The sequence below is a fragment of the Paucisalibacillus globulus DSM 18846 genome (genome assembly GCF_000482485.1).
Taxonomy (GTDB): Bacteria; Bacillota; Bacilli; order Bacillales; family Amphibacillaceae; genus Ornithinibacillus; species Ornithinibacillus globulus.
Window position 1 is genome coordinate 1 of the sequence record NZ_AXVK01000032.1, and the last position, 13,716, is coordinate 13,716.

Below are 13,716 nucleotides of genomic sequence, written 5' to 3' on the forward strand. Positions count from 1 at the left end.
TAGTTTTTCTTATGTCGGCGGAAAGTTTTTTATACTCCCTCTATATACTAACGTTTTCTCTTGTTTTCTTCGTTTTTCTTAGAATTTCATTTTAATTAAAAGAGATTATTAACTTTTTTATTTAAACTTACCAAAGAATATATAGCGATTATGCGAAAAAAGGTGTACGTAATAAGCCATTCTTTTCTTTTTCAAAAAAATGGAAATCTATTGTGTTATGATCGCACAATTAATCCCACAATACTCATAGCGACAAACCCTCCCACATCTCACTGCGTCAAATTGCGCATACATTCCTTCGTTCGGTCTATCCATGAAGTGGGGTCGGCAATGCTTTCCTCCAGGGTCATTGCCCGCTAGTATAAATATTTGCCGACTGCTCCGTGCTTCAGATGTTGTTATTTACCCTATATAAATTTAAATGAAATTTGAAAAACTTTTAAAATCAGGAGTAACGCGTTAATTTTTAGTTAAGCTGCATTCTGCAAGCTAAAATGCGGTATATCATTCATCATTTTTTCCGGACTAAATGCCACTTGCTTTTTTCCTACGGTAAACAAAATTCGAATCAACTTGCAACACAATGCAATTAATGATTGTTTCTTCTTCAAAGGATTTTCTTTTCTTGTTGTAAAATATTCATGTAATGCCTTAAATGCGGGGTTGTGATTCACTAATGGCAGAATGACCTTATACAACAGAGCACGTAGTTTTGGTCGCCCTCTTTTGGTGATTATCGTTCTGCCTTTCCATTTTCCAGAAGTGGCCAGCTTTAAATTCAATCCTGCTAATTTAACAATTTGTTCCGGATGACTATAGTTATTTAGATCGCCTACTTCTGCCAAAAATGCAGCGACTGTAATGTCCCCTACACCTTTTATGTCTACCATTTCCTTTACACCAGGAATCGTTCTAGTAAGTCCCTCAATCATTTCCCACATTTCACGAATCTTTTCATGAAGAAGGACATATTGAGCCATTAGGGTTTTGATTTTGAACCTTGCCATCGTTTTACCTTCTAGAATTCCGATAGAATGACGAGCTATTTCTTTTAATTGTCGTACCTTTTTCAATCCAACTCCTCTTTTAACCTCTTTACGGATTTCTTGAAGAATGGTTATTTCATCTGTTTCTACTATTTCATCAGGAAACAAACCCATCTTTAAAACTTGCAAGGATGATTGGCCTTCCCAGTTCGCAAAGACAGTTGTATATTCTGGAAAATACCTGTCTATCCATTGGTGGACGCGTCCTTGTACTGCTTGAAGATCTTTCATTAATTGATCATACATATTCATGCCTTCTCGAAGTTCTGCGTAAATTCCTTCTGGTAAATTCGGTTCAGAATAACGGCCATCTTGGACTAAACGTGAAATAACCCTGGCATCTTTTACGTCATTTTTGGTAGGAGAATTATCATCCAGCTCTTTTGATTTTTTCACATGAGCTGGATTTACGACAACAACCCTTTGGTGTTTCTCTTTTAACCAGTAAGCAAGTGGTAACCAATAATGGCCAGTAGGCTCCATACCAATAGTTCTATTACTCTTATAGTGTTCTGTGGATAATTCATCCATCCACAACATAAAACGTTGAAAACCTTCAAAATTATTTTCAAAGTATATAGCTTTCCCAAATTGAATCCCTCGATTATCTTGGGCACGGGCAACATGCCTCTCTTTAGCAATGTCAACCCCAACAATCAAAGTTTCTTCCGTTAGTTGATTAATCTTTTCATTTTGTTTATAATTCATGATAGTCCTCCTTGGTTTATTTAAGGGTCCATTTTTGCTGAACAGCTGTGGACACCTCGTATCATACCAAGGGGGCTTTTTTTGTACAACCTTCATTTTGCTTTATTACAGGAATGCTTTCCTAACTACTTAAAAATAGTACTACATTCTTTCACTCTAAAATATTGATGACAACGAGTGTTCACCAAAAATTTACGTCACATTTTTTGACGGTATCCCACCCGTACAATACTATATAAGAATAAACAGATTGTTGGGGTGGAATGAATGAAAATCTTATTGGTGGAAGATGATCGAACTATTGCTTCAGGTTTAGAGTACTCATTGAAACAAGAGGAATTCGAGGTCATACTTTGTCATCATGTAGTTTCTGCAATGGAAGTAATTCAAAATAATATAACGGAAATTGATTTATGCCTATTTGACCTTAACTTACCTGATGGTAGCGGGTACGATTTATGCGAGTTAGTGAAGAAAAAGCAGGATATCCCTGTCATCTTTTTAACCGCTTTTGATGATGAAGTAAATGTTGTCATGGGTCTTGATATTGGAGCGGATGATTACATTACAAAGCCATTTCGGATCCGTGAACTTATTTCCAGAATTAAATCAGTATTACGCCGCTATCATCGTCATATGCAATCAAAGAACGTTATTAAAATTAAAGATATACAAATAAACACAGCTGAGGGTAAAGTATATAAAAATGAAAAAGAAATCTTATTGACCGCCTTAGAATATCGGCTCTTCCTTATTTTCGCCAATCATATTGGGCAGGTTTTAACAAGGACACAGCTACTTGATCGAATTTGGGATGTCGCCGGTGATTTTGTCAACGACAACACTTTGACTGTATACATAAAAAGATTACGTGAAAAATTAGAAGATGACCCACAAAACCCAACGCTAATTAAAACGATTCGGGGCATGGGCTATAAGGTAGGTGAATGAGTTGCTGCGTAATAGAGAAATTAAAATCCTACTGACGATTCTCTTTTTAATTAGCTTAATTGGAACTATTGTAGCATTATTTATTTCTATACCTACATCCCTTTTCGTATTGGGTATTTCGATAGTACTGATTAGCTGTATATTTCTTTTTACGAAATGGCGATACCGTGAGATTGAAAAAGTTTCCGAATACTTGCAGCACATTGCAAATGGAGACTTTCGCCTGGATGTCCGTGATAATTATGAAGGGGAACTAAGCCTATTGAAAAGCAATATATACAAAGTGACAAAAATGCTTTCCGAACAAGGAAACGTGTTACACGAAGATAAAGTGAAACTTACAAATGCCATTTCAGATATTTCTCACCAATTAAAGACCCCACTCACTTCGATGATGGTGATGGCGGATTTACTAAGGGATAAACGATTGGATGATGATAAGCGTGCTGAATTCACTCGGAATATACATGTACAACTAGAACGCATGGAATGGCTCGTTTCTTCCTTATTAAAGCTTTCGAAAATCGATGCAGGAACCATTACACTAAAAAAAGAAAAGATTCCAGTGCATTCCTTGATACAGACAGCAATTGAACCATTATTGATTCCAATGGATATAAAAATGCAAACCTATTCTATTACTGGCGATGATCAGACAAGACTCATTGGTGACTTTAATTGGACCGTGGAAGCACTCATTAATATCATCAAAAACTGTGTCGAACATACTCCAGAAAGAGGAGAAATCTCTATTCACTATTCTGAAAATGCCCTTTTCACCGAAATTATCATATCTGATAACGGAAAAGGTATTCCCAAAGAAGAGCTCCCCTATATTTTCAAGAGGTTTTACAAAGGGAAAAATGCAGGGGATGACAGTGTTGGTATTGGCCTTGCGATGGCATACAGTTTCGTCACAAGTCAACAAGGGGATATAAAAGTGACTAGTGAACTAGGTGTCGGGACAACCTTTCATATTAAATTTTACAAGCAGGTGATTTGAGAAATCATTCCCCTGCTTATTTTCATGGTTTCATTAACCTTAGAACATCTCCTAAGTGAATAAACTGTCACTTAAGAGTCACCTTAGAGTCATACTGGATGGATATACTGAGCTATAGACAAAGAACTTATGGAGGTTTTCTTATGAATATATTAGAAGTTAAAAATCTAACGAAGGTGTATGGCAAAGGAGAAACAGCAGTAAAAGCACTTGATGATGTTTCATTTTCTATTAAAAAGGGCGAATTTGTTTGTATTATTGGTCCATCTGGCTCTGGAAAGTCTACACTTCTTCATCTACTTGGCGGAGTAGATAGACCAACGAATGGAAAGGTTCTTATTGATCAAACAGATATTTATGACTTGAATGAAACACAGTTAGCTATTTTTAGAAGAAGACAAATAGGCTTGATTTATCAATTTTATAATCTTATCCCTATCTTAACCGTTGAAGAAAATATTAAATTACCAATGCTTCTAGATGAACAAAGGGTAGACAAAAAACAATTTAATAAGATTACGGAAATTTTAGGCCTAAACCAACGACTCACCCACCTACCAAATCAGCTATCCGGTGGTCAGCAACAACGCGTCTCGATTGGGAGAGCGTTAATCAGCAATCCAGCTATTATGCTAGCTGATGAGCCAACTGGTAACTTGGATAGTAAAAACAGTGAAGAAATTATGGAACTACTTAAGATGTTTAACAAAACCTATAATCAGACTTTAATTGTAATCACCCATGATGAGCGTATTGCGCTCCAAGCAAATCGCATCATCTCCATTGAAGATGGCAAGGTTGCCAAAGATGAGGTGATCCGCCCATGAACATCGTCAATAAAGTCACTATCAGGCATTTAAAAGAGAATAAACGCCGATCACTCGTGACCATTATTGGAGTTATCATTTCGGTGGCAATGATTACAGCAGTTGCGACACTTGGTGTTTCCTTTTTAGATGTGATGATTCGGCAGGACATAGCCAAGAATGGAGAATGGCATGTTCAATATAAAAATGTTATTGCAGAACAACTAGAAACAATTGAACAAGACAGCGAAACAAAAACGCTAGTACTATCTAGTGATGGTTATGCCGCTTTAAATGAATCACAAAATGATAGTAAACCATATTTATTTTTTCAAAACTACAACCAAAAAGGTATGGAACAATTTCCGATAGAAGTACTCGAAGGTAGACTTCCTAATAATGAGAATGAAGTAGTTATTTCAGAAGCCATTCAAACCAATGCTAAGGTAGATTACCAAATTGGTGATCAACTAACCGTTGACATTGGTGAACGCTTGGATAAAACAGATGGAAAAACACTTACACAAAGCCATCCCCTACAACGGGAAATAGACTCAGTGAATGAAGAACTACAAATAAACGAAACGAAAACTGTAACCATTGTTGGGACCATTGAACGTCCTTCCTGGGAACCAACTTGGTCACCTGGTTATACGGTCATTGGCTATGTTGATGAAGAGTCTTTAGCCAAAGATGAAACGGTTGATGCTTTTATCGTATTAAATAAAGTAAAAGGTTCTCTATTTGACCATGCAAAAAGCCTAGCACAAGGACAGGGAATAGAAGCTGTGAATTTTAATAGTGAACTGCTCCGTTATTATGGGGTAACAGCTAATGATAATTTACGCCTAACTCTGTTTTCTTTAGCTGGCATTATTATGGGTGTCATCATTATCGGTTCCGTGGCATTAATCTATAATGCGTTTGCTATTAGTGTATCTGAACGCGCCAGACATTTAGGAATGCTATCAAGCGTTGGAGCAACAAAAAAGCAAAAACGAAACTCTGTCTTCTTTGAAGGAACAGTCATTGGAATAATAAGTATTCCCATTGGGATTATTGCAGGTTTAGTTGGTATTGGAATCACCTTCTTGTTTATTAACACATATTTGGATGGTGCCCTTGGTGTTTCTGAAAAACTAGAATTAGTAGTCACACCTGCTTCAATCATCGTTGCTTGTGTCATTTCAATAGTAACCATTTTTATCTCTACCTATTTACCTGCAAAAAAAGCATCCAAAATTTCGGCCATTGATGCGATACGCCAAACTCACGATATCAAATTATCTAGAAAAACAGTAAAAACATCTAAACTTGTCCGAAAAGTATTTGGTATCGAAGCAGAAGTAGGACTGAAGAACACCAAAAGAAATAAAAAAAGATATTTGGCAACCCTGTTGTCATTAGTGATTAGTATTGTATTGTTTTTATCTGTTGCATTTTTTACCGACAATTTAAAAAAGTCCCTTGAAATGTCTCAGAATGATTATCAGTACGACATACTAATTTACAGTGGTCAGTTAGAAAAGGATGAACTCGCAAGTTATACCAAGTTGGATTATGTAACAGATTATACGATTACCGAGGAAGTATACGAACACTTGCAAGCACCTATGAGCATCGAAGAATTATCACCTGAGTTGAAGAAACAAGTTGAAGCGAATGAGTTACCGCTAGAAGATGGAAAATACCCTTATTATGTTACTCTTCAAAGTTTGGATGACGAAAGTTTTCAAGCTTATGCGGAACAAATTGGTGTAAATCCTAACGATTTCATAAATCAGGATACCACTCTAGCTATTGTTATTGATCAAATTTCGTATCAGAATGGTGCCTCAGGAAAAATGGTTGAAACAAAGTCAATCGATACAGAAGTTGGAAAAACAATTGACTTATATAAAGCTCTGTTCGAGGATATGGAGGGAAATGAACTACAACCGGAATTGATTCAGTCTATTCAAATTGGAGCACTCACAGATATCGTACCAATGGGCGTCCAATCAGCTAGTCTAGGAGGCGTTAACCTAATTATACCCCAATCCACGATGGATAAATTAGGCTTGGAAGTGACACCTTATATCTATTTAAATAGTTCCGACCCAATGGGAACGCAAGAAGCAATCGATGAACTAAAGGATACAAACGTTAACGTGTTTAATGTGTACCAACGACGACAACAAGAGGAGCAAATGATTTTGCTCATGTCCATTTTCATCTATGGATTCATAACACTTATTTCCTTAATCTCGATTGCCAATATATTCAATACTATTTCAACTAGTATCAGTTTGCGAAAAAGAGAATTTGCCATGTTACGATCCGTTGGTATGACTCCAAAAGGTTTTAATAAGATGATCAATTATGAAAGTATTTTTTATGGGGTAAAAGCTTTAGCCTATGGACTGCCAATAAGTGTACTTATTATGTTAGGTATACATCAATCCATGAGCTATACCTTTGAATATGGCTTTCGTCTACCATGGCTGAGTATCTTACTCGTTATAGTTATGATTTTCTTAATAGTAGGATCTGCGATGTTGTATTCCATCTCAAAAATTAAGAAAGAAAATATTATCGAGAGCTTAAAGCAAGAGAATATATAAATATATGCGGTTAGCTAATAGGCTAACCGCTTTTCTATACCCTTTTTCTCTATTAAATGTAAGACTGAATGCCTCTCTATTGCTTTCGCATAAAAAGATTGAAAACTTCTCCTAACCCTCTATCTATTATTGTTACTGATTGCTAATAAGTCATCTGTTTTTCCATACATGTACATTCTTCATTCTAAAATTCATATTTTGTTCACAATGTTAAGTCATGTTGTGGAACCTGTCACACCGCTCAGTTTTATTAATTTATGACGTCGGTTTTGCTTCTATAGGACAAGTATCCTTATAACACAATTGAAATACTCTAAAAGAATGTACTACATAGATATTTTATTTTGTATGTTAAATCTGACCCACAATACACGAATTTCATAATTATGTCAAAACATTGTTACTAATATGTGAAACGATGAGCATTGAGGATTGAATTTTTTATACCCGTGCTATACTTGCATCGTAGCAATATTATATTCGATTATATTGTGAAACAATGAACAAAAAAACACATAATGGAGTTGGTAAGGATGATTATGAATTTTATTCGTAGTAATAAAATAGTAGCAGGTGTTCTTGCACTATTAAGAATATATATCGGTTTAAAATGGATCAATGCAAGTATTTCAAAGATTACTAGTGGTGGCTTTGATGCTGGTGGTTTTATCAAAATGGCATCAGAAAGTTCTGCAACCCCAGAATGGTGGGCTACATTTCTGAAGACAGTAGCTCTCCCAAATCAAGAAATATTTTCTTTCATGGTAATGTGGGGTGAATTGTTAGTTGGTTTCGCTTTAATTGTAGGGATATTTACTAACTTTGCAGCATTAATGGGCATTACTATGAACCTATCATTCCTATTTAGTGGATCAGGTATGTTAGATGCTCAAATGGCTATTCTCACGGTATTCATTGTCATTGCTGGAAGAAATGCAGGGAGAATTGGTTTGGATCGATGGGTACTTCCAACGTTAACAAACCTAATAAAAAATAAACTTCATAAGAAGCAAGAAAAAGACACTGTAGTTCTTGTGTAATAACAAAAGGCGTTTCCTCCCTTCAGCATATGTCTGCGAAGGGAAGAGCAGCCTTTTTTTATTAATTACAGCTTCTTTTGTTATTAATAAGGAGTATAGGAATAACTAACTAAGGGGCCTAATAAGTCATAAAACATCGCACTCGTTTATGTAAATCTAATCTAACAATCACCGACTTTGGCCCGATAAAGGCAGATAACATAAAGTCATAGCTTATTCAATAAATCCCCAATAGCTTCTTCACCAAATTCCTGCCATTTACTTTTATCTCGGATATAACCGTCCTTATCCAATGGTTCCTGGAATTGAGTAAAACCAGTTGCAGATAGTAACGAAGTCTCGTCCTTATCCAGTCCAATATTGACAACATGTTTGATTACAAAAGGCTTTTGAAATTCAATCCATGCGTCTTTTCTATCCAGTTCACCATCGAGCACTTGAAACGGCATGCGAATGTAATATGTTTCACCATTCTCACGGTGCATTATACTATCAAAAAGTCCGCTATCATAATCCCAATTGCCACCAATATGAAAACCGAACTCTTTCAGCTTTTTTTGTGCTTCACCAAATGTCATTTGCTTACCTTCCATATCTGTTTCTAAATGTAACACCAAATCACCTCTTGCCCTATTTTCCTTAGTATTAACAACTATGGAAAATACATACAAACCTATTAAAAGAGCTACTGTATAGAAGTTATACATTATCCCATACTAGAAAAAACTGTCTTTTTTGTAGGTGATAAGATGAAAGCCATACTGATCACTGGAAGTATCGTGCTTCCTTTAATCATGTTTTATTCTCAAAAAACTTGGACACGACTAAGACTTATTTATAATTTAGTAACAATTATAGCCCTATTAGTATTTGGAAATATTGCTTCATTATCGGTGTATCAAATCATTAAAGATAAAACAGTTTTTATGACAGCCATCCATGCAATATTTTTAAATCCTCTATTCTTAATATCGGGAGCATATATAGGCATTTACGTTCTATACAGGATGCTGCTATTAAGCATAGAAGAAAAACAAAAGTAGCAAAGCGAAATTATCTAACAATAAAAATAGGATGTGGGTCTAATGGAAACAGCTCTTTTCTTCTTACTTGCACTCGGTTATATTTGTCTTTTTATATGGGGGCTAATACTTTCGAAAAATCGTGGTTTGTTTAAACTTACAAACGTACTTCTGCTTGTTATTCTTGGTTTGATTTATGATAATGCCATCATTGCTTTCGGAAAATTTATTGGTAAGGGGACGGTACTGGAATGGTTAAGTTATGGTCGATTTTGGCTACATGCCCTGTTTACGCCTACCCTAATTCTTTTCGCCTGGAGTGTTTGTTTCAGGACTGATTTACCATGGGCAAAACATGCTTTTAGCAAAGTTCTAGCCTATCTCCTAACCATCGGATTAATTCTCTTTGAACTGTTTGTATCCATAAGGGGGCTTAAGCTTGAGGCAGTCTGGAAAAACGGTTTATTAACATATGAAAGTGTTGGGTCAACTAATCCTTTTATGGTAATAGTGATCACTTTACTCCTTGGAATTGTTGGGTCAATTTTAATGGTGAAGTTTCGGTTCTTTTGGCTTTTAAGCGGTACAGTCGTTATGGTCTTAGGTAGTGTATTAGCAAATTGGATTAGCTTTCCAATCATGAATGTATTAGAATTTCTTTTTATTGTCTCTTTACTTTTAACAAAGAAATTTATACTTCAGTTTAAAGGAACAGGCTTATAATTACATTGAGGTAATCTCCTTGAGTTTACTAATTATCCAGTTTATCCAGTTTTCACCTTTATTCTCTTCTTATTACCCTGTTTCAAAAGGTCCTAAGTTCCTCCACTTCAGGGTTTTCTTTCTATAGATAAATACTTCTATCCAAATACAGAAAAAAACAGAGTGACATGCACTTTAATTAACAATTAATTTAGGCTGCTTTTCATATTTACAAAAAGTAGTGATACTCCTCCCTAACCAAAAAAAGACCGGATTTAAATAATCCTGTCTTTTTCTAGTTACTTATTCGTGTTTATAATGCTGATACCGGTGGACCGTTCTCTACGTTATACACACAATTATTATATTCACTAAGTGCCTTATCGATTAACTGTTGTATTTTTTGGTTACCGTCTTCAATGTCTTTTTGGTCAAGTTTCAGCCTATCTAATTTTTCGATTATAGATTTAACATTCAACAATAGTTTTAATTCTTCTTTCCTAAAAGAAAAAGAAATCTCCAGCTTAGTACGATTATACCCTTCCTCATCTTGTATTTCGACAACTTTAACAAAATTCCTTGTGATTGCTCCAATTTGATTGATTTCTAGTTTCGCCATATTATTAAAATTAAAGTCATCACAAAAAGTCTCTTGAATCAAATCCTTTAGTTCTAATAACGTATCCTTCATTTTCTCACTCTGAGTATTTTTCTTTAATTTCCTTTCTAAACTTTCAATTTCTACATTTCTAATTTGAATTTCATTCTCATACTGTCCAATTAATTGTTCATTTTCTGTTCGAACAATTAATTTGAGAAAGCGGCTTTGTTCTTCCTTCAAATCCCCTATCTTCCTCGTAATCTTGTCAATCTCTCTTAACCCTTTCTCGATTTCTTTACTAAAACTAGAATAAGTTTGTTTATACATATCTACAAAATTATCCTCCTGAAACAATTCTATTATTGCATCATTAATTATTTGATCAATACGATCAATTCTTAGACCTCTTTTATTTGTGCAGTAGGGTTTTCCCTTTGTTTTATAACCCCCACAAACATAGTAATCAAACTTATTCCCAGAGCCGTTTCTTCTCGGTCCATGATAATATCTATGACCACAGGTGGAACACTTCAATATACCACTTAAAAATTGATTTCCACTTACTCTCTTATCTAAATTCTCAGGTTTGGAGCGATTTCGTTTTTTCATCAACCTTTGGGTCAGTAAATATTGTTGTTTTGAAATAATAGGCGGATGATTTTTTTCAACAATTATCCACTCATCTTTGTCAGTTTTTTTCTTCCTAGTTCTACTAATATTTTTTCGCTTTGAGTATACAAAATCACCAGTATATTGGACATTTTTTAATATAGATTGAAGTGTTCCAACAGAATAATCATCTCTTCCAAGAATTACATTCCAATTTAAATAGTTTCTAATTTTAATGATGCCATCTCCATTTAAATATCTTTCAAAAATCAGTTTTACAACTTCAGCTTCATCTTCTTTTATATCAAATTTTTGAATATCTTCATTTAAATAATATCCAAAAGGAGGGATCCCTCCTAAGAATTTACCCCTTAAAGCCTTGTTTCGCATATTATCACGTACATTTTCGGCAATTTGTTCCCGCTGAAGCTGAGCAACAGCACCAATTATATTAATTAGAAATTTCCCATACATAGTATCAGTTCGCAAAAATTCCTCGGTACATGATACAAAATCAACTTTATGCTCCTCAAGAACAACCAAATATTTATTCAAATCTAAAACATCTCTTGCAAATCTACTTAGACTATATACAATTACTGCGTCGATATCTTGATTTGTCCTTATCTCATGAAACATTCTTTGAAAATCAGGCCGGTCATCTGTACCTCCACTGTAATCTAAGTCTTCATAAATATTAATAATCTCATAACCTTTTTGTTCACAATACCTTTTTATATGCTCCATCTGGGTTTGAGGACTTTCTTTATCTCGATATTTACTATTGGAAGTCTTGGATTTTTCTTTTCCTAACCTTGAAACTCGAATATAAGCTAATGCTTTTTTTAAGTTATTCAATTCCACCCCTCCTTATTTTAGATGTATTATAACGGGCCAATAAAAAAAGAACGAGTCAATACTCGTCCTCTTTAAACCGCAAATCCTAGTTCTTTCATCTGTGAAATAACATTTGTAATCAAAATAAATGAATCATACTCATAATCATCATCGCTAAATTCTAATTCCTCCGGTAAGTTTCTTTGGCCTCTTTTTATAGTAGTCTTAATAGAAGGGATATCTTTTTTAAAAATAATTTCTACTGAAGATTCATTGGAATTACTAATGTCAGTAATAATAATTTCTTCTATATAGTACTTCACCAAGTTTTTTATAGTTCGAAAAGAAAATGTTTTTAAGAATTCTAATTTATATACACTATCCTCTAGTACTTCGATCATTTGGCTGGAATTAGGCAAGTCTTCTTTAATAAACTTAATATTATTTCTGCATACCTGCTTATCTAAATCAGATATTTGTTTGTTAATTTTATTTACCCTTTCTTTGTAATCATCAGTAAGAACACTTATTTCCTGTTTTATCTCATCAGTAATAATATCCAAATAAATATTTTTTTCTTTGATTAAATCCTGAATCTTTTTGTAAGTGTATCTATCATGTTCCAAACTGATGCTTATTCTTTTTATTACTTTTTCATACTCTTCCATATATAATTCCTTAAGTATTTCTGGATTAAGTATCTCTGCAACAGATTGTAAAACGAAGTGTTCAAGTTGCACCTTCCTAATCTTTTTCTGGGAACACTTTTTATCGCTGCACATATAATAGTAATAGTCTTTGTAATCACGTGTGCTCGATGATACGTGATAATGGCTATCACAACGACTACATTTTACTAGTCCTGTTAGAAGTTTCTGTCCCTTAGAAGGCTTTTTGTCTTTAACCGCTTTTATTATTCTTCTATTTACTCTTTCTTTTTGGACTTGCTCAAATATTTCTCTTGAAATTATTGCTGGATGATTGTTATTAATAATCACCCAATTTTCCATGTTCTTTTTCCCATCACCATTTGGATTGTTTTTTGTTTTCCCATATTCGTATTTCCCTGTATATTTTTCATTTGTTAAAATTGTTGCAATAGAACTTTCGTTTAATTTCACTTCTGATTTAGCACGGGCCGATTTAATCTCTTCAACAATTTGGGTAGTTTTCTTACCTTCCAAATAACTATTAAAAATATATCTTACAACCCCTGCCTTACCTTCCACAATTTCATATTTTCCACTTTCCTTGCTTACTTTGTAACCATATGGAACCTTGCCTCCCATATGTTTTCCTTGTCTTGATTTTAACATCATTGCGCTTCGTACAATTTCTGCATTCTGTTCTCGTTGCAGCTCGGCAACGGAACCTAAAATGTTAATCATAAATCCTCTTGCAGAACCCGATAATTCGCAAAATGGCTCCATAACAGATAAAAAATCAATATCGTACTTATCTAGTATTTTTAGATACTCCTTTAGATCCGTTAGATTTCTAGAAAATCTACTTAAATTATATACAACCACAGCATCAATTTCCTTATGGTGTTCTTCCAAAAATGAATACATTAACTGGAAATCAGGTCTGTTGTCATTACCTCCACTATAATTTTTATCAACAAATGATTCTACTATTTCATAATTTTTTCGCTCACAATAACCCTCAATTTCATTCATTTGTGCCTCAATACTTATTTTCTCGTGAAAATTAGGACCCATTTCACTAGTTCTTTTATAAACAATTGCTTTCTTCATTTATGTACTCCCCCTTTAGAGGGAAGGATAT

Annotated in this window: 11 protein-coding genes; 7 read left to right on the top strand and 4 right to left on the bottom strand. The window is 34.3% G+C overall.

The window, feature by feature from the left end; translation table 11 throughout:
- Positions 1-470: 470 nt before the first annotated feature.
- Positions 471-1,754 carry an IS110 family RNA-guided transposase gene (locus K332_RS0110450; RefSeq protein ID WP_026906195.1) on the bottom strand — a complete coding sequence of 428 codons (1,284 nt, stop codon included), beginning with the start codon at positions 1,752-1,754 and terminating at the stop codon, positions 471-473.
- Positions 1,755-2,021: 267 nt separating this feature from the next.
- Between K332_RS0110450 and K332_RS0110455 the strand changes: the two genes are divergently transcribed.
- The 5 genes from K332_RS0110455 to K332_RS0110475 all read left to right on the top strand — a co-directional run bounded on the left by K332_RS0110455 (position 2,022) and on the right by K332_RS0110475 (position 8,157).
- Entirely contained in the window at positions 2,022-2,705 is a 684-nt protein-coding gene (locus K332_RS0110455) for a response regulator transcription factor (protein WP_026907413.1), read from the top strand.
- A gap of 1 nt (position 2,706) precedes the next feature.
- Positions 2,707-3,708, top strand: coding sequence for a sensor histidine kinase (locus K332_RS0110460; RefSeq protein WP_026907414.1), 1,002 nt, complete (start codon positions 2,707-2,709; stop codon positions 3,706-3,708).
- A 143-nt stretch (positions 3,709-3,851) separates the two neighbouring features.
- Complete coding sequence (locus tag K332_RS0110465) at positions 3,852-4,535, top strand: ABC transporter ATP-binding protein (protein ID WP_026907415.1); 684 nt, start codon at positions 3,852-3,854, stop codon at positions 4,533-4,535.
- Entirely contained in the window at positions 4,532-7,117 is a 2,586-nt protein-coding gene (locus K332_RS0110470; RefSeq protein WP_026907416.1) for an FtsX-like permease family protein, read from the top strand. Before K332_RS0110465 ends, K332_RS0110470 begins: the two co-directional genes overlap by 4 nt.
- Before the next feature lie 533 nt (positions 7,118-7,650).
- A complete protein-coding gene (locus K332_RS0110475) occupies positions 7,651-8,157 on the top strand; it encodes a DoxX family protein (RefSeq protein WP_036688676.1) in 507 nt (168 codons plus the stop codon).
- 206 nt (positions 8,158-8,363) lie between these two features.
- On the opposite strand, the gene K332_RS0110480 is transcribed toward K332_RS0110475, so the two are convergent.
- Entirely contained in the window at positions 8,364-8,771 is a 408-nt protein-coding gene (locus K332_RS0110480; protein WP_026907418.1) for a YugN family protein, read from the bottom strand.
- Positions 8,772-8,906: 135 nt separating this feature from the next.
- On the opposite strand from K332_RS0110480, the gene K332_RS0110485 reads away from it, so the two are divergent.
- Entirely contained in the window at positions 8,907-9,200 is a 294-nt protein-coding gene (locus tag K332_RS0110485) for a hypothetical protein (protein WP_026907419.1), read from the top strand.
- 42 nt (positions 9,201-9,242) lie between these two features.
- Positions 9,243-9,902: a hypothetical protein gene (locus tag K332_RS22350; protein WP_051359428.1), complete on the top strand. Its 660-nt coding sequence runs from the start codon at positions 9,243-9,245 to the stop codon at positions 9,900-9,902.
- A gap of 292 nt (positions 9,903-10,194) precedes the next feature.
- Here the strand turns inward: K332_RS22350 and K332_RS0110495 are convergent, their stop codons facing one another.
- Together K332_RS0110495 and K332_RS0110500 are read right to left on the bottom strand one after the other, a co-directional pair.
- Positions 10,195-11,949 (bottom strand): recombinase family protein, encoded by a 1,755-nt coding sequence (locus tag K332_RS0110495; protein ID WP_026907420.1) that lies wholly within the window; start codon positions 11,947-11,949, stop codon positions 10,195-10,197.
- A 71-nt stretch (positions 11,950-12,020) separates the two neighbouring features.
- A complete protein-coding gene (locus tag K332_RS0110500; RefSeq protein ID WP_026907421.1) occupies positions 12,021-13,685 on the bottom strand; it encodes a recombinase family protein in 1,665 nt (554 codons plus the stop codon).
- Between the last annotated feature and the right edge of the window lie 31 nt (positions 13,686-13,716).